Annotated in this window: 23 protein-coding genes; 11 read left to right on the top strand and 12 right to left on the bottom strand. The window is 35.7% G+C overall.

Features of this window, described 5'->3' with window-relative positions; translation table 11 throughout:
- Positions 1 to 11 precede the first annotated feature (11 nt).
- Both E4O04_RS07155 and E4O04_RS07150 read right to left on the bottom strand, forming a co-directional pair.
- Positions 12 to 401 carry a type II toxin-antitoxin system VapC family toxin gene (locus E4O04_RS07155; RefSeq protein ID WP_253707080.1) on the bottom strand — a complete coding sequence of 130 codons (390 nt, stop codon included), beginning with the start codon at positions 399 to 401 and terminating at the stop codon, positions 12 to 14.
- Positions 401 to 613, bottom strand: coding sequence for a DUF2281 domain-containing protein (locus E4O04_RS07150; RefSeq protein WP_253688061.1), 213 nt, complete (start codon positions 611 to 613; stop codon positions 401 to 403). Before E4O04_RS07150 ends, E4O04_RS07155 begins: the two co-directional genes overlap by 1 nt.
- A 282-nt stretch (positions 614 to 895) precedes the next feature.
- Here E4O04_RS07150 and E4O04_RS07145 point away from each other — a divergent pair, with 282 nt between their 5' ends.
- The 8 genes from E4O04_RS07145 to E4O04_RS07110 all read left to right on the top strand — a co-directional run bounded on the left by E4O04_RS07145 (position 896) and on the right by E4O04_RS07110 (position 11010).
- Positions 896 to 2764 carry a hypothetical protein gene (locus E4O04_RS07145; protein ID WP_253707078.1) on the top strand — a complete coding sequence of 623 codons (1869 nt, stop codon included), beginning with the start codon at positions 896 to 898 and terminating at the stop codon, positions 2762 to 2764.
- Positions 2765 to 2795: 31 nt separating this feature from the next.
- A complete protein-coding gene (locus E4O04_RS07140; protein ID WP_253707077.1) occupies positions 2796 to 4667 on the top strand; it encodes a ribonuclease catalytic domain-containing protein in 1872 nt (623 codons plus the stop codon).
- 13 nt (positions 4668 to 4680) lie between these two features.
- Positions 4681 to 6180, top strand: coding sequence for an NAD(P)H-hydrate dehydratase (locus E4O04_RS07135; RefSeq protein ID WP_253707076.1), 1500 nt, complete (start codon positions 4681 to 4683; stop codon positions 6178 to 6180).
- The gene (gene uvrB, locus E4O04_RS07130) at positions 6177 to 8165 is read left to right on the top strand and encodes an excinuclease ABC subunit UvrB (protein WP_253707074.1); all 1989 of its coding nucleotides are present in this window, start codon (positions 6177 to 6179) and stop codon (positions 8163 to 8165) included. Before E4O04_RS07135 ends, uvrB begins: the two co-directional genes overlap by 4 nt.
- 17 nt (positions 8166 to 8182) lie before the next feature.
- Positions 8183 to 8821, top strand: a complete 639-nt coding sequence (locus E4O04_RS07125) for an ABC transporter ATP-binding protein (protein ID WP_253707072.1) — start codon at positions 8183 to 8185, stop codon at positions 8819 to 8821.
- On the top strand, positions 8802 to 9833 hold the full coding sequence (locus E4O04_RS07120) for a hypothetical protein (RefSeq protein ID WP_253707070.1): 1032 nt from the start codon (positions 8802 to 8804) through the stop codon (positions 9831 to 9833). Before E4O04_RS07125 ends, E4O04_RS07120 begins: the two co-directional genes overlap by 20 nt.
- Positions 9834 to 9954: 121 nt before the next feature.
- A complete protein-coding gene (locus tag E4O04_RS07115; RefSeq protein WP_253707068.1) occupies positions 9955 to 10341 on the top strand; it encodes a thioesterase family protein in 387 nt (128 codons plus the stop codon).
- A 99-nt stretch (positions 10342 to 10440) separates the two neighbouring features.
- Positions 10441 to 11010 carry a DJ-1/PfpI family protein gene (locus tag E4O04_RS07110; protein ID WP_253707066.1) on the top strand — a complete coding sequence of 190 codons (570 nt, stop codon included), beginning with the start codon at positions 10441 to 10443 and terminating at the stop codon, positions 11008 to 11010.
- Positions 11011 to 11213: 203 nt separating this feature from the next.
- On the opposite strand, the gene E4O04_RS07105 is transcribed toward E4O04_RS07110, so the two are convergent.
- Positions 11214 to 11468, bottom strand: a complete 255-nt coding sequence (locus E4O04_RS07105) for a DUF6364 family protein (RefSeq protein ID WP_253707064.1) — start codon at positions 11466 to 11468, stop codon at positions 11214 to 11216.
- 180 nt (positions 11469 to 11648) lie between these two features.
- On the opposite strand from E4O04_RS07105, the gene E4O04_RS07100 reads away from it, so the two are divergent.
- From E4O04_RS07100 to E4O04_RS07090, 3 genes are read left to right on the top strand one after another with little or no spacing between them, the layout of a single operon-like run.
- A complete protein-coding gene (locus E4O04_RS07100; RefSeq protein ID WP_253688073.1) occupies positions 11649 to 12251 on the top strand; it encodes a PadR family transcriptional regulator in 603 nt (200 codons plus the stop codon).
- A gap of 29 nt (positions 12252 to 12280) precedes the next feature.
- On the top strand, positions 12281 to 12868 hold the full coding sequence (locus E4O04_RS07095) for a GNAT family N-acetyltransferase (protein WP_253688074.1): 588 nt from the start codon (positions 12281 to 12283) through the stop codon (positions 12866 to 12868).
- Positions 12861 to 13652: a helix-turn-helix domain-containing protein gene (locus E4O04_RS07090; protein WP_253707063.1), complete on the top strand. Its 792-nt coding sequence runs from the start codon at positions 12861 to 12863 to the stop codon at positions 13650 to 13652. The genes E4O04_RS07095 and E4O04_RS07090 overlap by 8 nt, the downstream gene beginning before the upstream one ends.
- 50 nt (positions 13653 to 13702) lie before the next feature.
- Here the strand turns inward: E4O04_RS07090 and E4O04_RS07085 are convergent, their stop codons facing one another.
- The 9 genes from E4O04_RS07085 to E4O04_RS07045 form a co-directional block, all read right to left on the bottom strand.
- A complete protein-coding gene (locus E4O04_RS07085; RefSeq protein ID WP_253707062.1) occupies positions 13703 to 14494 on the bottom strand; it encodes an ABC transporter permease in 792 nt (263 codons plus the stop codon).
- A gap of 31 nt (positions 14495 to 14525) precedes the next feature.
- Complete coding sequence (locus tag E4O04_RS07080) at positions 14526 to 15548, bottom strand: ABC transporter ATP-binding protein (RefSeq protein ID WP_253707061.1); 1023 nt, start codon at positions 15546 to 15548, stop codon at positions 14526 to 14528.
- The gene (locus E4O04_RS07075; protein WP_253707060.1) at positions 15529 to 16317 is read right to left on the bottom strand and encodes an ABC transporter permease; all 789 of its coding nucleotides are present in this window, start codon (positions 16315 to 16317) and stop codon (positions 15529 to 15531) included. Before E4O04_RS07075 ends, E4O04_RS07080 begins: the two co-directional genes overlap by 20 nt.
- A gap of 81 nt (positions 16318 to 16398) precedes the next feature.
- The gene (locus E4O04_RS07070) at positions 16399 to 18021 is read right to left on the bottom strand and encodes an ABC transporter transmembrane domain-containing protein (protein WP_253707059.1); all 1623 of its coding nucleotides are present in this window, start codon (positions 18019 to 18021) and stop codon (positions 16399 to 16401) included.
- A 6-nt stretch (positions 18022 to 18027) separates the two neighbouring features.
- Positions 18028 to 19527 carry a radical SAM protein gene (locus E4O04_RS07065; RefSeq protein ID WP_253707058.1) on the bottom strand — a complete coding sequence of 500 codons (1500 nt, stop codon included), beginning with the start codon at positions 19525 to 19527 and terminating at the stop codon, positions 18028 to 18030.
- A 14-nt stretch (positions 19528 to 19541) separates the two neighbouring features.
- Entirely contained in the window at positions 19542 to 19808 is a 267-nt protein-coding gene (locus E4O04_RS07060; RefSeq protein ID WP_253688082.1) for a hypothetical protein, read from the bottom strand.
- Between the two features lie 17 nt (positions 19809 to 19825).
- Positions 19826 to 20347, bottom strand: coding sequence for a hypothetical protein (locus E4O04_RS07055; RefSeq protein WP_253707057.1), 522 nt, complete (start codon positions 20345 to 20347; stop codon positions 19826 to 19828).
- A 40-nt stretch (positions 20348 to 20387) separates the two neighbouring features.
- The gene (locus tag E4O04_RS07050) at positions 20388 to 20672 is read right to left on the bottom strand and encodes a hypothetical protein (protein ID WP_253688084.1); all 285 of its coding nucleotides are present in this window, start codon (positions 20670 to 20672) and stop codon (positions 20388 to 20390) included.
- Between the two features lie 35 nt (positions 20673 to 20707).
- A complete protein-coding gene (locus E4O04_RS07045; RefSeq protein WP_253688085.1) occupies positions 20708 to 20938 on the bottom strand; it encodes a hypothetical protein in 231 nt (76 codons plus the stop codon).
- Positions 20939 to 21004 lie beyond the last annotated feature (66 nt).

Genomic DNA, 21004 nt, shown 5'->3' with positions numbered 1-21004 from the left:
GGTTATATCTTTTACCAAACAGTTTTTACATCATATAAAGGAATATTTTCGTCAGCAGTTACTATTGTTAAATCATTTTCAATTGCTTGTGCGATTAAAATTCTATCAAACGGGTCATTATGTCTTATATTTTCTTGAAAAGGAAGATTTCGAATTCTATTGAAATCATCAAGAGTAATAGGAAGTTTTATAAATCCGGCACGTCTGCACATGTCATCTATTTCATATACAGTACGAGTAAATTCCAATTTCTTTTTACTTTGTTTTATTGAAATCTCCCAAAACGAAGCATAACTGTAAAAACAAACATTAGATTCAATTCTATCTTTAGCACTTTTCGGCAATCGGGCATCTCCAAATAAATACCAAAGAACTGTATGGGTATCGAGTAAATACTTCATTACATATACTCCGAAAAATCTTCGAGGGGCTCATCAAAATCCGGAGACATATAAAAAGGTTCATTTTTCCAAACGCCAAAAAGAGATTTTTTTTCAGAAACTGCATTTTCTTCAGGAAATTTCAATTTTATCAAACGGATAAAATCAACAACCTCACTTATTGCGGCATGAGGAAGCGTTGCAATTTCTTTTTCTAAAACTGTATAAGGCATATATTACCTCCCATATACTCCTAATTATATAATAAATTCATAAAATTTTCCAGATATCGTTATTGAATTTTTCCTTGTGTTAAATATGAAATTGGGAACAAAATCAGCAGAAAAGTATGGAAAGATAAGCTCTTATTTTACATTGAATTTTATGAAAAATTAAAAGACCAGCTAAAAATAAGTGAGAATATATTTTAACCGGTAAAGCATATCGGAAGAAAACCTTTTATAGAGGTGTCCCAAAATCTTGCTAAAAATCCTATATTGTGCTATTATATGCAAATGATGAAAAGAAAATTTATACAAAAACTTTGTTGTTTTATTCTCATTTTAATATTTTCTCAAGGCAACGCCCCGGTTTTTGCCCAAGAAAATGACAAATCAATTAAAGAAATAAGATCCGATGCCATGGATTTTTATAGAAACGAAATCGCAGCAGCCTCACTAAACGAAATATCTGCAGAAAATTTAGGTGTTTGGCAGGAGGTGCTCAATGCCTCTCTTTTTATGCTCATAAGGAATAATGAGCTTTACCGAGGAAGGATGCGCCTCATTATCGAAGAAAGTCAGATAATCAAATGTAAAATTTACCCTGACGGAACTATCCTGGTAAGTACAGGCTTATTGGACTATATTGAAGCAAAAATTGCAGAAAATTTGGTTGCCTCGCCAAGAAGAATAAAAAACTTAAACATTGAAAGAGAAAAAATGCTTTCCGCCTTTTTAGCCCATGCAGCGGCATCTTTTGCCCTTGACAATATGCCGGTCTATTTTTCTGATCCGAGAAGAAGCGGAGAAAAAAACGGCGAACTTTTAAAATCATATAATTTAACGGCAGACAGCTTTACCCTGATTCTTTTAAAACTTGCAGGATACGATTCAAACATTTTTTATAACCATCTTGAAGAACTAAAAAGAATTCAAACAGATCCCAATTACGCAAAAAGATTTGAAACTTTTTTTACCGATAACTTTTTACCGCAACAGCGGATAAGTAATTTACTTAAACACAAGGATGAGGCCGAAGCCATTGCAGACGAAATTTACTATGTGCTTGATGCCGTCAGAAGCGATGATGAAAATGCCGTTGAAGATGCAAAACAAAGAATCTCAGCCCTGCGGACAGCCTTTCCGAACAATATGTATTTTAAACGCCTGGCAGCAATAGCAGCCCATAAAAAATGGGAGGCGGGACTTTCAAAAGAAAACCTTTTGACTGCCTACCCTGCAGGAATGAAAACTTCAAAAAAACTAAACACCAAATATGAAATCTTAAATTTTGACCCGAAAAGCCTTTTGATAGACCAACGAAAAGAAGATGAAACGGGCATTCCCGGAAATATAAACGATTATGATGAAGCAGTAAGAGCTTATAAAAACTATCTCAATTCAATCGGAGAATCGGGGATGGAGTCATCCTATGCGATGCTTCTTTTTTATTCTCCCAATATCAACGATAAGGCCGAATCCCTTTCTCTTGCAGAAAAAGCATATTTAAGCGAAAGCGGAACGAAAAGTATGATTGCAAGCACAAACTATGCTTCGCTTTTATACCTTTCACAAAAAGATTATACCAAGGCAAAGCTCCTTTTGGAGCCGATGATAAAAAATACGGCAACAAATACGGACAGCCTTTTTTTAATTACGGGAAGCATAATAGATAAAAGAATTATTATTTTTAATTATGCAAGAATGCTTTTTGGTTTAGGCGAAGTGAACAAGGCCTTAAAGGCAAGAGAACAATTAAGACCTCTGATTTTCTCTATGGAAAAATACACGCCCATTATCTTAAAAAAAATTAAACTTGAAGACACCACAGACGATTTAATAGAATATTGGGGAAAACCTTCAGGAATAAAATACAATTATTTTTCCGAAAAATGGTTCTATGATTTTTTAAATGCCGAGGTTTCAATTTCGACTGCAACAAACAACAATATAGAAAAAATTTCGATTTTTGCAGACTCTACTTTGTCGTTGCCGAATGACTTACGAGTAGGCGAAAGCAGAAAATCTTTTGAAAGTTTTTTCGGCCCCTCTCTTTATATGTCAGGAGATTTGGAAAACTATTTTTATAAGGCAAATAAAATTCAGGTTCTTTATTTAAATGGCTTTATAAGACAGATTTTTATCACAAAACTTGAATCATAATATTTGCCATAGTTTATTGTAAGGAATAAAAATGAATACAAATGCAATCGTCTTATATAAAAACCGTCCGGCACTAATAAAAGGACAGACCGACGGTAAATTTGAAATAGAAACGGAAGCAGGAATCAAAAAGGTACGCGAAAAAGATTTTTCTCTTTTAACCACGAATAATTCCGCATCCTTAAAAACCGTTTTAACAGCAGCCTGCCAGGCTCCGGATTTTACGGAAGCAGCCGAGTTTTTTGAAGAAGGCTCTGCCCTCTTTTCGGAGATAGCCGAACTGGTTTGGGAAGATTTAAAACCCGAACAGATGTGGGCGGCGTGGCTTTTGGTATCGGCCTCTCCTCTTTTTATTGCAGAAAGCCCTGACCTTCCGATTAAGATAAGAACAAAGGAAGAAGCCGAGGCAATCGCCGCTGCCGCAATAAAAAAAGAAACCGAAAAACAAGCGGAAGAGCAAGAAAGAAAAGACTTTATAAACGATCTATCCAAATTTATAAAGGAAAAAAAGGGAGAAACTTTCGACTTAAAAAAATATTCTCACTTTTTGCAGGAAATAGAAGCCCTCGCCTTGGAAAAAACCGACAAGTCAAAGCTCTTAAATGAAGCTCACTTAAAAGAAACTCCGGAATCGGCTCATAAGATTTTAATCCGGACAGGCTATTGGAAGATCGAAAAAAATCCTTACCCCACCCGCTTTAAGCATCCTTTAAATTCTCCAAAGCTGGACCTGCCTCCTATCGAGCATAACGAAAAATACGAAGACCTCACACATCTTACAGCCTATGCAATCGACAATGAAGGCAGCACCGATCCCGACGATGCCGTCTGCTTTGACGGAGAACACTTATGGATTCATATTGCGAACCCGGCCGACATAATTACCCCCGATTCCAAAAGCGATATAGATGCAAGAAAACGGGGAGCCACCCTCTACATTCCTGAAGGAGTGTCCCGAATGTTGGGAGAATCGGCAGTAGATGCCTTTGCCCTCGGTCTCCACCCCGATTCCTATGCCCTGTCGTTTAAACTAAAATTAAACGAGGCGGCGGAAATTCTCGACGTAGATATTTTGCGTACCAAGATAAGGGTGAGCTGTATAAGTTTTGAAAAGGCTGATGAAGAAAAGACGAGTGCAAGCCTAAAGTCTCTTTTTGAAATAGCGGAAAAAAACAGAAAAAAACGGGAAGCGGCCGGAGCAGTTTCGATAGACATGCCCGAAGTTCAAATAAAGGTAGAAACCGAAAATGAAACTCAAAAAGTTTTTATAAACCCCTATAATTTTACCGAATCTTTTTTGATGATAAAGGAAATGATGCTCCTTGCAGGAGAGGCAGCTGCCCGCTTTGCCTTTAAAAACAATATTCCCTTTCAATTTGTAAGTCAGGAAGCTCCCGAACTTCCTAAAAAACTTCCCGATGGGCTTGCAGGCGAATACCGAAAAAGAAAGACGATGCGGCCGAGAAATGTCGGCACAATTCCTGCAATGCACTCTGCCCTCGGAATTGCAATGTACAGCCAAATTACAAGTCCCCTCCGCCGCTACGGCGACTTGGTTGCCCACCAACAGCTTTTAAAATTTATCGACGGAAAAGAGGTGATGAAAACCGATGACCTTCTTATGCGTATAGCCGCAGGAGACATTGCAGGCAAAAATTGTTCTTATGCCGAAAGAGCATCCCGCCAACACTGGACCTTGATCTATCTTTTACAAAATCCTGACTGGCAGGGAGAAGCCGTAATCCTCGAAACAATAAAAAACACGGCCCGCATTTCAATTCCGTCTATCGGCTATGAAACCGAGATGAGATTAAAAAAAGAATTATCGATTAACGAGCGCATAAACGTAAAAGCGGAGGATATAGATATTCCGAATCTGAGTGTAAGATTTGTGCAAGTGTAAAAGGACAAGACCTATGCAAAATGTTTTTTATTCTTTAAGAGAATTGGATAAAAGAGCCGAAGAAGATTTTAATTTAAAAAACGGAATCTTAATGGAAAATGCCGCCCGCGGTTCCGCAGAAAAAATTAAAAATCTTTTTCCCCTAAAAAAAGGAGAAGCAAAAAAAACTTTACAGATTCTTTGCGGTTCAGGCGACAACGGCGGGGACGGTTTAGCCCTTGCAAGAATCTTGGCCGATGATTTTAATCTTCATGTCGTACTTTTAAAAGAACCTAAGTCGGAACTGTGTAAGCTGCAATACGAAAGATTAAAAGCCTTGAATATCAAAACAGCAAAAAATATCCTGCCCGAATCTGATCTTCTTTTTGATGCATTTTTAGGAACGGGCTTAAAAGGATTTTTAAAAGAAGAGGATAAAAAAACAATAGAAAAGCTAAATAAGGTCAAGGCTTTTAAGATTGCCTGCGATATACCGAGCGGCTTAAACCTTGATGGAGAAGCAAGTCCCGATGCTGTTGTATGTAACATGACCTTTTCGATGGGCGCATTAAAGGAGGCCTTTTATTCCGATGAAGCAAAGGATATTACGGGAAAAATCGAGGTGATAGACCTTGGCCTCTCCCGCTCCTCCTACGAGAAAAAACAAAGAGCCGATGTTTTTTTACTCGAAAAAGAAGACTTAAAGCTCCCTTCAAGAAAAAAACAAAACACCCATAAGGGAACTTTTGGGCATGCAGGAATAATTATGGGAGAAAAAAGCGGAGCCTCTCTTTTGGCTGCCTCTGCTGCCTTGGAGTTCGGCTCAGGCCTTGTAACATTGATAGGGGAAAATCCGGAAAGTCCTAAAAACCTAAAAGCAGATTTTATGTATGACGGCAAATTTGAAGTCTGCAAATCAGGCATAAATAAATTTACAAGCATAGCCATAGGTCAAGGCCTTGGAAGAAAAAACGACGATCTTTTTTCCGTTCTAAAAATAAAAGAATCACAATCTATTCCAATGGTTCTTGATGCAGATGTTTTTTATTATAACGAATTAAAAGAAATTTTACCGAAACTAAGCTCGGCAGTTTTAACTCCTCACCCAAAAGAATTTTCCTCACTTTTAAATATCGCAAATCTTGGAAATTTAAGCATTGAAGAAATACAAAAAAAACGCTTTCCCTTAGCCTTAACTTTTTCAAAAAAATTCCCTAAACTTGTCCTAGTCTTAAAGGGGGCTAATACCTTAATCGCCCATAACGGAAAAATATTTATCAACACGCTGGGCTCTCCCGCTCTTTCAAAGGCGGGGTCGGGAGATGTGCTCACAGGTCTTATATGTTCCCTCTTAGCCCAAGGGTACAGACCCCTCGATGCCGCAATTACAGGAAGCCTCGCCCACAGCCTTGCTTCTCAAAATACAAAAGCAAGCTACAGCTTAACGGCAAGCAAGCTCATCAAAAATTTGGAAAAATTGGAAGGTGAGCAATTAGAAGAAAACAAAATAATCGGATCAGGTAAAATAAAATGAAGCAGTTTAAACTTATTTCGGATTATAAACCCTCAGGAGATCAGGGAGAAGCCATCAAGGCTCTTTCAGAAGGGATAATTGCAGGCGATAAATTTCAAACCCTTAAAGGAGTTACGGGCTCGGGGAAAACTTTTACAATGGCAAATATAATTCAAGCCGTGCAAAAACCGACCCTCATCATAAGCCACAACAAAACCTTAGCAGCCCAGCTGTACAGAGAATTTAAAACCTTTTTCCCGGAAAATGCCGTCGAATACTTTGTCTCTTATTACGACTACTATCAGCCGGAAGCCTATGTTCCTGCCCGCGACCTTTATATAGAAAAGGACGCTTCAATAAACGACGAGATTGACCGCCTCCGTCTTTCGGCAACTTTCAGCCTTATGGAAAGAAAGGATGTTATAGTAGTTTCTACAGTTTCATGTATTTACGGTTTAGGTCTTCCCGAATCGTGGAGGGATTTACGCATAACCATAGAAAAGGGCGTGAACACCGAAATCGAAAAATTAAAAAAACAGCTTATAAGTTTGCAGTACGAAAGAAACGATGCAGTCCTCGAGCGGGGCCGCTTCCGCGTCAAAGGCGACGTTATGGAAATTTTTCCGGCCTACATGGAAGATGCCTACAGAGTCGAATTCGATTGGGAAGAAATCGTACGCATAAGAAAATTCAATCCTATTTCCGGAGAGGTAATTCAAGAATATGAGGAGCTTTCCATTTATCCTGCAAAGCACTTTGTAATGCCCGAAGATGCCATTCCCAATGCCCTTGAAAGAATAAAAAAAGAATTGGAAGAAAGGCTGAACGTTTTACACAAAGAAGGAAAACTCCTTGAAGCCGAAAGGTTAAAAACCAGAACCGAGTACGATATAGAAATGCTTTCGGAGATGGGCTATTGCCCCGGCATCGAAAACTACTCGGCTCCCATAGCAAACAGAAAACCCGGAGAGCCTCCCGCAACCCTCTTTCATTATTTCCCTGAAGACTTTTTATTGTTCATGGATGAAAGCCATGTTACCTTTCCGCAGGTAGGAGCCATGTATGAGGGAGACCGGAGCAGAAAACAAAACCTTGTCGACTTCGGCTTCCGTCTTCCCTGCGCCTTAGACAACCGCCCCTTAAAAATCGACGAGTTTGAAAAGATGCTGAATCAGGCAGTCTTTGTTTCCGCAACGCCGGGCCCAAAAGAAATAAAATATTCTACACGCATTGTCGAGCAAGTAATACGCCCCACAGGTCTTTTAGATCCTATCATCGAGATTCATAAAAGCGAAGGACAGATGGAGCATATCTATGATGAGGTTATGAAGCGCATTGCAAAAAAAGAAAGAAGCTTGATTTTGACCCTTACAAAAAAAATGGCCGAAGACCTCACGGATTATTTAACCGGCCTTGCCTTAAAGGTAAAATATATTCACAGCGAGGTTGAAACAATAGAGAGGGTCGAAATCTTAAAGGGACTGCGTGCAGGGGAATTCGATGTGCTTATAGGAATCAACCTTTTAAGAGAGGGTATCGACTTACCCGAAGTTTCTTTTATAGGAATTCTCGATGCAGACAAGATAGGTTTTTTGCGCTCTACTACGAGTCTTATTCAGATTGTAGGACGTGCCGCCCGAAACGAAAACGGCAAGGTTGTTATGTATGCCGACAGAATAAGCGATGCGATGAAAGAAACAATCGAAGAAACAAACCGCCGCCGCTCAATTCAGGAAGCCTATAACAAGGAACACGGTATAACGCCCAAGACAATAAAAAAAGCCATCGAAGATATTTTAACCAGAGAAAACGAAATCAAAAAAGAAGCAGCCCTTGCAGAGGCCGGCCCCCTTATAAGCAGCCTAAATATTTTAAACCCTGCCGACAGAAAAAAACTTATCAAAAAACTCGAAGCCCAAATGGCAGAATACGCCGACATGCTCATGTTTGAAGAGGCTGCCGTTATAAGAGATAAGATAGAAGAAGTAAGAAGAATAGGAAGCTAGGAAGCCGGTAGGAATTTATGGATATAAAAATTTTAAATGTAGGAAAAAAATACGGCACATCGCATATTACAAAGGCGCTTGACTCTGTAAGCTTTACAGTAAAAAGCGGTGAGTTTATTGCGATTATGGGGCCGTCGGGTTCCGGAAAAACGAGCCTTTTAAACATCATTGCTGCAATCGACACGGCTACGGAAGGGAGCGTTCTTTTCGGAGATTTTGAGCTTACAAAAGCTTCAGCTGCAAACCTTGCCGAATTTAGAAAAAACAACTTAGGCTTCGTCTTTCAAAATTACAATCTCCTTGACACCTTAACCTTAGAAGAAAACATCTTACTTGCGTTGAGCCTTAACAAGCAAAGCAAAAAAGAAATGTTGGAGCGGGCAAAGGAATTACAAGAGAATTTCGGGATTTACGGACTTCGCAACAAATATCCGCATGAGGTTTCAGGCGGAGAAAAACAGCGCTGTGCCTGTGCACGGGCTATTGCAAATAAGCCCGGCCTTGTCTTGGCAGATGAGCCGACCGGAGCCTTAGATTCTCATTCGGCACAAATTCTTTTAGAAACCTTTCAAAAAATGAACAGCGAAATGCACACCAGCATTTTGATGGTAACACATGACGTATTTTCCGCTTCTTATGCTAATTATCATTTATAATAAAACGCCCGATTATAGTTTTGATGAATATGTTAAATTAATAGAACAAGAATTAACTATAACCGAAAGAATTACGCACACGATTTACACCGATGGTCAATCGGCTTTACCTCTCTTTTTAAAAAAAGAAATGGAAATGTCCGATACGGGATATAAAAGATATTATTACCCGACCCACACCTTTTTGCTTTTAAGCGATTATAATGAACTCCGCTCGTCCTTAGACTTAAAACCTGTAAATATAGCACAAGGAGAATATATTCTTCACACCAAAAAAGTACTTTTAAAATTTTTAGATAGCTTTGATAAAGATAAGAGCATATCACTGAATGGAAACTTTTTAAAATGCAAGACCGTTTATGATGAAGGCATTTCGCAAAACGGACACTACGGAAGCGACTACATTCTTGTAGTTGCCGATTCGTATAAAAAAGATTTAAACCCATTTTATTCCGTTACGGCTTTGCGTTTTGATAATGAACTTTCCGATTCATTATTAAAGGAACTGAAAAACCCGGATAAAACGGACGGAGAAGGTTATGCACCGGGTGATGATAAAATAATGACGATGGCCGATGATTATTTGGTAAGCCGCCGATTTCTTTTTACTGAGGTACTCCCGATTATCACCATGATTTCCTTTGTGCTTTTTTACATTGCAGCAAGTTTTATGTGTGCAGTTTTAACCGTGCTTTCCATACAACAACTTTCGGATGCAGTAAAATACCGCTTCCGCTACACAATTCTTTTTCAATTGGGACTTTCGCCTTCAGACTTAAAAAAATTGATTTTAAAACAGCTCGCCTTTTATTTTTGTATTCCGGCGCTTTTAGGTATTCTATTAAGCGGAATGATTACCGTTTTTGTAGGCAACTTCTTTTGGTTTCATACAGGCCTTCTTGCCTCAGGTTTTATTCATTTTATATTCACCCTCATTCCGTTTTTTGTCATATACGGAATTTATTTCGGTATAACTTATAGACTTTTTATAAAGAATACGGAATTAATATGAAAATAGCATTTTTAGATAGAGACGGCACCATCAATGCAGACTATCAAGATAAATTTTTAGAAACTCTCAAGTGCTTGAAAAATTAAAACTTATAATATAAAATATCGAAAAAGGAATTATTATGTTAAAAACAGGTATTAAGGGAAAAGAAGAAATTATCGTAAATGAAAATCATTCAGCTGAAAGTTTGGAAAGCGGAACACTGAAAGTATTCGGCAGCCCTGCGATGATTGCATTAATGGAAAAAACTGCATGGAAAAGCGTGCAGGATTATTTGGAAGAAGGACATGGAACTGTCGGCATCTTATTGGAAATAAAGCATGTTTCTGCAACGCCGCTCGGTATGAAAGTTTATTGCGAAAGCGAACTTACCGGCATAGACGGAAAAAAGCTTATCTTTTCGGTAAAGGCCTATGACGAAACAGGTTTGATCGGAGAAGGAACACACGAGCGCTTTATCGTCAACAATGAAAAATTTCAAAAAAAGACAAATGAAAAGATGAAGTAAATATTGGGGAGATGACGGCGTATCTCCGCAATGGAGAATTGATATGAAAATAGGAACTAAGATTATATAAATGATGATAATTTATGAAGGAGAAAATAAATGAAAAAAACGGCTTTATTAATTTATGAAACCTATTGTAACTTTGAGATTAGTGTTGCTCTTGAAGGTTTAGCTTTAAAAAATAAAGAGGTAGTAGTATTTGCCAAATATAAAGATTTAATTAAAAGTGAAGAAGGTTTAACTGTATTACCAGATAGATCAATTGATGAAATAATTATTGATGAATATGATAGCCTTCTATTGCCTGGTGCAGCCGATATTAGATCTGCAATAGAAGATAAAGATATTTTAAATTTTATAAAAAAATTTAAAGATAAAATAATTGGCGCAATATCAATTGCTCCTATCTTACTAGTAAAAACCGAAATGCTTAATGGAAAACCGTTTATGGCAGGAGTAAATAAAGAAGATTTATTTGAAGAAGGATTTACAAACGAAGATCTTGATAAAATGAAAGGATGGGACGATTGTATAAAAAATCCTATAGAAGATGGATATATTGTAACAGATAAGATAGTTACATCTATTGCATTTAATTTTGCAAAGTTTGGACTTCAATTTTGTAAAATGCTTGGCCTTGACATACCGCCCCAAATCTTTGGGCTGTAGTAAATCTTTTATATATCAATTGTTTTTAACTCAATCATCTAATGCCCTAAGATATAGTATAAAACAACACAGCAACATTCTTTACTCCTTTACCTGAATAGCTGTATAAAATTTTCAGGCGAACATACGCGTAATTGAGCCGCTTTATAGTCGGTAGTATTTCTCGTTATAATGTATGCCTGTATCTATAAACACTTTTTTTATCATAAATACTTATCCGATAAGGCTTCAGTTAAAAGCTCATTATAGGGCTTTCCATTATCAGTGAACATACCGGATAATGACTCAGTCAAGGGAGCATTTAAGCTATTACCTGTAAGAAAAGTTTTTTTTGCACCGGAAATATGTTCTAGATACTCACTTACAAGTTTGGAAATACTGCGGTTTTCTTTTTTTGCGTATCGTTTTGCACTTTCCACTATATCCTTATCTATCGTCAGTGTCAATTTTGTAAGCATTAAAAACCTCCACATATGTAGTATATACCAAAAAACACATATCCGTCAAGATTTCCGGTTATTAATTTTTCCCATATATAAGGCATCATAAAAATTATTTTAAAAATAATATAGTAAAAGCATTGACAATACCTAAAAGGTATGTTACTATAAGATATATAGAAAATCGATAGGTGTCTTATGGATAAAATAATTTTAGGAATTTTACTGCTACGCAGGATGACTGCATACGAAATTAAAAATGTTATCAAAAATAATTTTAAGTCTATGTGCAGTGATAGCCTTGGAAGCATTCAGGCAGCTCTTAAAAAATTGCTTGAACTGAATATGGTTAGTTTTGAAGAACTGGTCGAAAAAGGAGTAAATAAAAAAAGATACTCAATAACCGACATCGGGCAAAAGGCATTAATAGATTGGATAAAGGTGCCGCTTAATACTTCAAAAACTAAGAATATGGATTTTGCAAAACTTCTTTTTATGGGTTATGTTCCGAAGGAAAACCGGAAATATTTGATCAATCAAATTATTGTCTCCTTAGAAAAAGACTATGCAGCATTAAAATCCGTAAAAGAGTCAATAAATGTTGAAGATGAAAGAGCAGCTTTAAAGAATTATTTACTTACCGATAAAGAGTATCAAAAAAGAATTAAAGCATTGCATAAAAAAAATATATCCGAAAGCATCGAAGACATCGGTACATTCACGATGGCTGCCTTGGACTATGGAATCGACATCGCTGCTTTTAATATAGAATGGTTTAAAAAATTAAAAAAAAGAATATAAAGAACAAACAGGCATTAAAGGAATTCCGTATGAAAAAAATAAGACAAGCACAAGAATCTGATAGAAACAAAATTGTCGATTGCATTCTCGATGCATTTCAAAAAGATTTTTCCGAATTTATAAATAAAGTCGGAAAGAATAAAGTAGAAAGTTTTCTTAAAGAATGCATAAGAATAAATTGTTTTTATCTGATAGAAACTGAACAGGAAATTATCGGAGTTTTAGCACTTTCAGATATTAAAGGAAGAGCTATAAATGGAGCAAAAAAAGCAGCTCAAAAATATTTCGGAGCCTTTGTCGGCCGGATTTTATACATGGCAAATTTCAAAGACTTTGAAATTAATTACTGTAAATCGGAAACTATAGGCTTTATAGAATTTGCAGCTGTCAGACAAAAATTTCAAGGCCGAGGTATCGCTTCTTTTTTGATAACAAAAGTAATATCCGAAACAAGTTATACAAACTATCTTTTGGATGTGGTAGATACAAATTATGCAGCAATTAATTGCTATACTAAATTAGGTTTTATCGAAATAAAACGAGATAAAGTTATGTTTGGCAAGCAAAAAGGATTTAAAGAAAAAATATTTATGGAGTATAAAAAAGAAGATGAATAACACAAATAGAACTAAACGAAATATAATTATTTTTACAATTTTCAGTACCCTTTGCGGCTGGATAGGATATTTTGTCGATAAATTATATTTAATAAGTTTTTTGGTATATCCGGTCGTTACTATAATTGTTATTTTACTGGGCGTAATAACAAAAGGTATCAGATTTTCCAATATGAGTATAGGTCTTACGGCCTATTTCGGAATTTTGTTTACACAGATTACAATTCAATTTATAAAAAATATATTTGAAGAATCCGTGTGGAGAGCTTATCTTACAAATCAATTATTAAAGTTAAAATTATCCGATTTAAAAATATATTTGCTTATCGGATTTATATGGCGGCTTTGGCATTTGCCTTATATTATGATATTTCTTTCCGAAAGTGAAATACAAAATACTTTACCTGTTGGAAGATTGACATTTTTTTTGATAGGAACAATCGTAGTTACAGTTTGGACGATAATGTATACGGAAATTTTCAGAATTACAAAATCCGTATGGCCGTTGGTTATTGCTCATACCATGGAAGACGCGGTAATAAATCCGTTACTTTTATTGGGTATTGTCTCTTTGGTAACGGGTTTTAAAGATTGTTTTAACACGACAATAAATGAATACACGCAAAAGGTAAGAATGACAAGAGCGCTTGAATTGCTTTATAATGATGAATTATCCATTGTAGAAATAGCACAGGCGGTCGGCTACTACGGGGACGGCTATTTTCAAAAAGCGTTTAAAGAAACCTACGGAATCAGCCCTGCCCGGATGCGGAAAGATTTGTAAGACACCTTTTAAAAATCTATACCTAATTTTTTAGAAGGGACTTTATATATTTAGCCCCCATAAGCGGAATATTTTTTTAAGCCTTTTTTCCATACTATTGCACAAAAAACACTTAATACCGCTATCCAACAAGCGGCTTTAAGCAAATAGAAGAAAGCTCCATAAAGCGATTCGTTATCAAGCAAAAAACTTACGGGGATATGGGAAATAAAGGCAAAGGGTAAGTTTTTTAAAACCTTAAATACCGATTCGGGCAAAAGGATTAGCGGAAAAATAATACCGGCAGAAATATTTTTAAGTACCCTTATCGAAGTGTAAAGTGAAGAAACACGCGAAAAGTAAAAGCTGTATAGAGCTATCAAAAAATCGATTAAAAAATTGATAAGATAACCTGCAAATAAAAAGAGCGTAAAAAACACAATCTTCCATGTAAAAAAATTAAACACAAAATAAGGCGACAGTAAAAAATATAAAATCAAAATAGGAAGAGCATTCATCGTAATAAAAACAAAACGATGCGGTAAATCGGAAGCAAGTTGGTAAAGTGCATAATTATACGGTTTTATAAGATAGGTATTTAAGGTACCGAGCCTTATGTCGTCCGAAACTTTAAATATAGAAACGGTTGAGGTGATATTGTATGTTATTAAGGTTAAAAAATAATAAGAAACAATTCCGCCTGCTTCAAGAGGCATATCCGTACTTTGATAACTGACGGCAAGCCATAAAAGCACATTAACAGTAAAAGGAAAAAGCGAAAATATAAACCCCGAAATAAAATTAACCCTGTACTCCAATTGATTAGCTAAACTTGTCTTAAAAACTTTATAATAGATATTCATAATTCTTCCCTTAAAATAATTAAATAAAAAATCAGCCGGCCGCCGTATATAATTTTCTGATAACATCTTCCATCGATATATTTTCAATGGTAATATCGCTTAACTCTTCGATAAAATCATTGGAAATACTTTTTAATATATCCAAGCTATCTGAAGCATCGGCAGAAATTTTAACGGTATCTTCTCCTCTTTTTTCTGCAAAAAGCCCTTCCCTTTCGTGCAAGATTTTTATAATTTTTTCAGCGTTTGGGAATTTTAATTTTAGTATAAAGTATTTTTTATTTAAAAACTCGTTTTTAAAATGAACAAATGAATCGGAATATATTTTTTCTCCGTTGTTTATTAAAATCAATTCGCTGCAAAGAGAAACAATGTCGTTAAAATTATGACTTGTCAATATAAGCGTGGAATGATATGTACTGCAATACTGTTTTAAAAAATCCCGTATAGCATATTGTGTAATGATGTCGAGTCCTATTGTAGGCTCATCAAGAAAAATAAGTTTCGGTTTATGAATGAGAGCTGCTATCAATTCCATCTTCATTCGCTCTCCCAAAGAAAGCCGCCTCACTTGAACGTTCAGCTGTTTTTCGACACCGAGTATTTCGATCATCGTGTTAAGCGTTTTTTTATAATCGGCATCTTCAAGTTCGTAAATAGTTTTATTCAATTCAAAAGAATCCACAGCCGGCAAGTCCCACCAAAGCTGACTCTTATTTCCCATCACCATTGAAATTTGACGCAAATATTCTTTTTTCTTTTCAAAAGGATTGAAATTCAATGCGGAAATCTTTCCTTCCGTCGGAAATATTAAACCCGACAGCATTTTAAGCGTTGTCGTTTTTCCTGCACCGTTTAAACCGATTAAACCCGTTATCGAACCTTGATGAATTTGAAAAGAAAGATTTTTAACGGCAGACTTATAAAGTTTTTCCCGCTTAAATATATTTTTAATGCTTCCTTTAAGACCTGCATCTTTTTTATAATAAGCATAAGTCTTGCAAATATTTTCTGCAACAATACTGTTCACATTATTAACTGCCTGATCCGACATAGTGCTTTACTCCTCTTTTAAAAATAAAATTTGACAATATAAAAAAGAAAAAACTCGAAACAAAAGAAACCCCGATGTAGTACCTCGGTAATTTTTCTACGGCAAATAAAATCGGAAAATTAAAACAAATAAAAAGCGGAACAACAAATATGAGTATTTTTTGAATCAAGCCGGGATATATCTGCATGGGTTTATTTCCGATTGTAATGAGTTCCGAGCCTATTCCCATAACAATATCCATTCTCATAAACCAAAAAGCTAAGCTCATCAATATAAACATAATCGAATAAATTAAAAAAAAGCCGTTAAGCGAAAGCAAAATATAAAGCGATAATTTTAATGGCGTCATTTCTATATCGAGTTCGATAAAACAATAAATTAAACCTGCAATATTTATGAAGATATTTTTTATTTGAGGAATATCGAATTCGTTAAACGAAATAGTAAAACGCGGCGGCAATGGCTTTAGTAAGATAAAATCCAAGGTGCCGGTATTTATCATTTCGGGTAATCTTTTTAATCCCGGTACTATCAAAAAAGTAAAAAGTGAATCCATAAGTCCGCCTTGAAAGGTAAGCATCAGCATTCGGTACTTATCCCAACCGTTCACCGTTTTTGTGTGAATAAAAATAGTGTTTATAAAAATTAGATACATCAGCATCCATACAAGTTCAAAGGTTCCGCCGCTTATAAAATTAAATTTATATTCCATTAAATTCATAAGGGAACCTTTAAAATATGCCTTCGATATTAAAAAATATTTTTTCATCGCACTCTACTCGTCTAAAATTTATGATGAATACTATCACAAAAGAGCGACAACTATATGTCGTAATTGGAGAAAAAAGTTTTAAATTTTACCTAGAGTAAACACTCCATCAGCTATGCTGTCATAGGAGGAGCGGTGTGTTATCATTAAAATAAGTTTTTGCGTTTTAAGTTCGGATAAAAGAGAGCTTAATGCGAGGTTTGTTTCAGAATCGAGGGCATTTTCCACCTCATCGAATAAGATAACCTCGCCGGTTTGCAAAAAACAGCGGCTTAAGGCAAGACGCTGAATTTGCCCCTGCGAAAGGATATGTTCTTTTCCGCCCAATTGTGTGTCAAGCCCCTTGTCCAGCACATCGATAACCTTATTTAGTTTTGTTTTTGTCAAAACATCGTTTATTGTAAGCATATCGGCTTTTTTACCGAATAATAGATTTTCTTTTATAGTACCGGAAAAAATAAAAGGATTTTGACTTATATACGAAAGCCTTGAAGCAATATTAAAAAAAATAATCTTACCTTCTAATACCGATTCAGTTTTAAGACTAATATTTCCCGAAATAATATTAAAAAGACTAGTTTTGCCTGAACCGTTCTCTCCCTTAATAAGATAAAGACCTGGGAATTTAAACTCGGTATTTAGATTTTTAAAAAGAAAATTATTTTTTTTATAAGCAAAACTTACATTTTCTATTTTGATTTTTTTTATGTTTGAAGTATCTTTTTCTTCTTTTATGAGCGAAAAAAAATTTTGTCTTTCATCAAAAATACTTTTTAAGCGCTCTACCGAAACAAAGGAAACTATAATTCCCTTATAAGTTTCGGCACATGAAGAAACAAGGCTTCTAAATTTTTGAGAATACATGAGGGCTGCGGTAATAGTGCCGACGGTGTTTTTTCCTTCAAGAACGGTTAAACCGATAATGGCAAATAAAGAAATGTTTATGGTAAAATTAGTAAAAAAAGAAGCAGAGGAAGACTGCATTCCGATAATTGTAGATTCTTTTACGTGAATAAAAATATATTTTAAAATATTTTTAAACTTATAAATAAAAAACTTTTGCGAAGAATGATTTTTTATCTCCTGTAAACCCCGTATCGTTTCGCTAATATAGGCAGTATACTCATCCTGCCTTTTACGCTGAGCTTCATTTACCGCAGCCTGCTTTGTTCCAAAATATTTTGCCAAAAAAACGGGAATAACCGAAACTATGAGCGTAAGACAAAAAATAAAAATATCTATTTTAAAGAGCCTAAAACCTATTATACCCATCATAATAATGGAGGTAATTATCGAAGGAATTTGATAAGTATAGATACCCGTCATTATGCCTAAATCTGATAAAAAAAGATTTAAAAGTTTACCCGAATCCTGCTCGGAACTTCCCTTAGGCGGTAAATGTAAGAGGTTTAAATAAAGACGGCTTTCGGTATAAACGGTCATTTTACGCTGAAGCAAAAACCGGAACCAAGAACTTAAAAGCGAAAAAGCAAGCCCTGCAATTTGGAAAAGAATAATGATCTTTAAAAAGGAAAAAAAAGCCGTCCTATCTTTTAAGGTTAAAGCATCGATTATCTTCCCCGTAAATAGAGGTTCAAAGGTGGATGCATAATTACCGATAAGAGAAAAACAAAGAAGAAAAAACAAGGCCAAAAAAAACGGCTTTATAAATGAGGCAGCCCAACGAGATAATTTTGTATTCATTCCATTTTAAGTTATTCTTCTTTTTTCAAAATAATAACGGGGACATTTTATATCCGCCGTAAGAGTATCGCCTGTGTGCTCATAAATAAAACGCAAACAACGGCTGTACACCTTATGACATTCGTTATAGTATTCTTCCGGGCAGGTTTTGCACGGCGAGTTTTCGGCAAAAATATTCCGCTCGGGCGGATTAAGCCATTTTTGCATAAGTTCCCCGTTCCAACATTCTGCAAGGCTTTGCGTTTTTAAATCTCCCAATACATACCGCTTATCGTAAGGAAGCTGTTCGCAAATAAAAACTTCACCGTTCGGCATTAGGGTTAAAGAAAAACGCCCCGCATTACAAATTGCTCTTTTTTCAAAGATATTTTCTTTTGTAACCTGCTCGACTATTACAGGCTCATCATAGGCTTTTTCAAATCCGCCTGCCGTAAGCTCCACATCCTTATGTGCTTCTTTAAATTCTTTGACAACACCGCTCGCTCTTTTCATTTGCTCATCACTCGGATAAAGATCATCGGTATGCCGCGTACCGCTTCTTCCGTATTGAACAACCTGCATCCGTTTAATTCCCAAATCGTTAAGAAGGTTTAAGTAATCGGCTAAGCCGTCTGCATTATACGAAGTTAAAACAGCCTTTACACGCACTTCAATACCGTGTTTTTGTAAGTTTTTTATCATTTGAATTGCTTTTGAAAAATACTCATCATCGGTGATACCTAAAACATTTTTAACTATTTTACCGTCGGCGGCATCAAGGCTTATCTGCATTCCCCTTAAGCCCGCCTTTTCACGCAATTTTTTTATTCTGTCTTCACTTATAATCGATTTAGTTGAAAGAGAATATAAAAGCCCGTGCTCGTATAAACTTTGCATAAGCTCATCTATGTCGGGGCGGAGCATGGGGTCTCCTCCTGTGAGCATAAAACTTTCGCATCCGGTTTCTTTTAGTTCTTTAAAAATAATATTTAAACGTTCAAGCGGGATTAATTCTTTTACAGGCACAAGGGGATGGTAACAGTACTTGCACTTAAAGCCGCAGGAGGTCATCACGTTATAATTTACCGAAAGAGGAGCTGAAAGCCGTAAATCACGCGGATCAAAAATAATTTTTTCTTTAGGAATTATAAAGGCTGACGGATCGGGATAACGGTTTTGAGTTTGTTTTAAAATAGCAGGTTTTACTTCGGAAATATCCATAACCAAGGGCTGAATATTGGTACGTTTTTCGAGAGCTTCAAGCGAATTAAAAAGTAGTTTTTTATAATCAACATCATCATTTGATTCCATTCCAAAAACATAAGCCATGTTATTTGCAACTTCGCCGAAGGTATGTTCACCGTCAAAGAGTAAGAGCATAATAACTTCTTGCGGAAGCAAAATACTTACCTTATCGGGAGAATAAAAAAAGTCATCTATTGTATATGCAACACAGCGGTGTTCTTCTTTTCTAAAGCGAAGTTCGGGGTTATAGATTAGTTTTTGATTCGGGTTGAAGTTTTGCATGGAATCTTTTTATTTTAAAATAAACCTATGGTTTTCCCGTTAGAGCAGCCGTAAAAACATTTCGATGCACAAGATGAAGCAGCACAGCCTTCCGCACATGCGGATGCTATACCGCATGGTTTGTTGTCTTTTACTGTACTGCTTACAGAACATCCCGGCTGACATTTTAGGGAACAATAACTAAAAACAAAGAATTTCAAAACCGAATCCATAGCCGTATCTTCAGGTTTATAATCAAGTTCACCGTTTTTTATTTTTTGTTTCAGATCGGATAAATTCATAATCACCCTCCGGTGTTTTATAGATTATTTTCTAACTGATTAAAAATTTCATATAATTCAGCAGAATATTTTTTTATCAATTCATAATCATCGGAATTTATTTGAGATTTTATTTCGTTAAGCCAGCCTACGGTTTGCTTATCGTTTTCTTTTTGCTCTTGGGTACGTTCTTCATTTGAAATTTCTGCAAGAGTTTTTTCGATTGTATCGGCAACTATTCCATATTGTAAAACGGCAAGCTGTAAATGCCCCAGTTTAGGATTGAGACCGTTTTGCTTAAAAATCTTTTGTATTTTTTTGGGAGGCGTTTTTTTACATATAGACTTAAAAAGATCAGACATACTTATTTCGTTGTCAACTGCTATCCAAGCCTTTATATCGGCTGCCGTTATTTCGGCAAAAAGCCTTTCATGATTTTCAATAAAACTTTTTACATTGTCTTCGCTTAAAACGGCTTTATCATAATTACTTACCGTACACGACAAAATAAGGATATGCAGAATAAAAAAGAAGAAGCTGCAATCAATAATTTTTTTCAATTTATTTTCCTCCAAAGTATTTATTTTAAATAAATTTTATTTAACCTAAAGCCATACTTATGGGGCAGGATAAAGTACATGTCGCACAAGAAACAACCGCACAAGACGGGGCACAGGAAACACCGCAATTTTTAAAGTCAGACAACCTAATCGTTCCGTTTATTGTATTTGATGAACAGCCGTTGCTGCAAGATTTTCTACATACACCAGTTAAAAAATAAGAATTAAAATAAGATGCAAAACCCGAATTCATCAAAACTTCATTCCACTCGGAAGCTTCAAGGTTCCCGTCTTTGATACCCTGTTTTAGTTTAGATAACTGCATTTACACCTCCATTACTTAGCACACAAAAATTATATTTATAAAACCGTTTGTTTACTACTCGCACAGCAATCCATACAACCATGAGAACAGCCTTCCATACAGCTGGGTATACACTTGTCCCCAAGTCTTAAAGTTTCAAATATCGATAAAAAACAATACCTAGCATTGTAGAATCCAAGTTTTCCATATAAAATATCAATATTTTTAATATCGGATAAATCAAGCGAGCCCGATTTGATATCTTTTCTTAGTTTATCCAAATTCATAGCTTCCTCCACTTACATAGTAGACCACATTTTTACCTTTGTCAAGGGTAAATTTATGAAAAAAAG

The organism is Treponema sp. OMZ 799 (assembly GCF_024181365.1).
In the GTDB taxonomy this organism is placed as follows: Bacteria; Spirochaetota; Spirochaetia; order Treponematales; family Treponemataceae; genus Treponema_B.
Note: the sequence above shows the minus strand (reverse complement) of the source record. Positions and strands in the feature narration are given on the sequence as shown.

What these genes read in the sequence shown, in the direction of transcription:
- E4O04_RS07150 (WP_253688061.1), bottom strand. Translation starts at nt 613, where the DNA reads ATGCCTTATACAGTTTTAGAAAAAGAAATTGCAACGCTTCCTCATGCC.
- E4O04_RS07095 (WP_253688074.1), top strand. Translation starts at nt 12,281, where the DNA reads ATGAAAAAAATAAGACAAGCACAAGAATCTGATAGAAACAAAATTGTC.
- E4O04_RS07105 (WP_253707064.1), bottom strand. Translation starts at nt 11,468, where the DNA reads ATGCTTACAAAATTGACACTGACGATAGATAAGGATATAGTGGAAAGT.
- E4O04_RS07140 (WP_253707077.1), top strand. Translation starts at nt 2,796, where the DNA reads ATGAATACAAATGCAATCGTCTTATATAAAAACCGTCCGGCACTAATA.
- E4O04_RS07080 (WP_253707061.1), bottom strand. Translation starts at nt 15,548, where the DNA reads ATGTCGGATCAGGCAGTTAATAATGTGAACAGTATTGTTGCAGAAAAT.
- uvrB (WP_253707074.1), top strand. Translation starts at nt 6,177, where the DNA reads ATGAAGCAGTTTAAACTTATTTCGGATTATAAACCCTCAGGAGATCAG.
- E4O04_RS07155 (WP_253707080.1), bottom strand. Translation starts at nt 401, where the DNA reads ATGAAGTATTTACTCGATACCCATACAGTTCTTTGGTATTTATTTGGA.
- E4O04_RS07100 (WP_253688073.1), top strand. Translation starts at nt 11,649, where the DNA reads ATGGATAAAATAATTTTAGGAATTTTACTGCTACGCAGGATGACTGCA.
- E4O04_RS07075 (WP_253707060.1), bottom strand. Translation starts at nt 16,317, where the DNA reads ATGAAAAAATATTTTTTAATATCGAAGGCATATTTTAAAGGTTCCCTT.
- E4O04_RS07060 (WP_253688082.1), bottom strand. Translation starts at nt 19,808, where the DNA reads ATGAATTTATCCGATCTGAAACAAAAAATAAAAAACGGTGAACTTGAT.
- E4O04_RS07135 (WP_253707076.1), top strand. Translation starts at nt 4,681, where the DNA reads ATGCAAAATGTTTTTTATTCTTTAAGAGAATTGGATAAAAGAGCCGAA.
- E4O04_RS07115 (WP_253707068.1), top strand. Translation starts at nt 9,955, where the DNA reads ATGTTAAAAACAGGTATTAAGGGAAAAGAAGAAATTATCGTAAATGAA.
- E4O04_RS07070 (WP_253707059.1), bottom strand. Translation starts at nt 18,021, where the DNA reads ATGAATACAAAATTATCTCGTTGGGCTGCCTCATTTATAAAGCCGTTT.
- E4O04_RS07120 (WP_253707070.1), top strand. Translation starts at nt 8,802, where the DNA reads ATGCTAATTATCATTTATAATAAAACGCCCGATTATAGTTTTGATGAA.
- E4O04_RS07085 (WP_253707062.1), bottom strand. Translation starts at nt 14,494, where the DNA reads ATGAATATCTATTATAAAGTTTTTAAGACAAGTTTAGCTAATCAATTG.
- E4O04_RS07145 (WP_253707078.1), top strand. Translation starts at nt 896, where the DNA reads ATGATGAAAAGAAAATTTATACAAAAACTTTGTTGTTTTATTCTCATT.
- E4O04_RS07125 (WP_253707072.1), top strand. Translation starts at nt 8,183, where the DNA reads ATGGATATAAAAATTTTAAATGTAGGAAAAAAATACGGCACATCGCAT.
- E4O04_RS07090 (WP_253707063.1), top strand. Translation starts at nt 12,861, where the DNA reads ATGAATAACACAAATAGAACTAAACGAAATATAATTATTTTTACAATT.
- E4O04_RS07045 (WP_253688085.1), bottom strand. Translation starts at nt 20,938, where the DNA reads ATGAATTTGGATAAACTAAGAAAAGATATCAAATCGGGCTCGCTTGAT.
- E4O04_RS07050 (WP_253688084.1), bottom strand. Translation starts at nt 20,672, where the DNA reads ATGCAGTTATCTAAACTAAAACAGGGTATCAAAGACGGGAACCTTGAA.
- E4O04_RS07065 (WP_253707058.1), bottom strand. Translation starts at nt 19,527, where the DNA reads ATGCAAAACTTCAACCCGAATCAAAAACTAATCTATAACCCCGAACTT.
- E4O04_RS07110 (WP_253707066.1), top strand. Translation starts at nt 10,441, where the DNA reads ATGAAAAAAACGGCTTTATTAATTTATGAAACCTATTGTAACTTTGAG.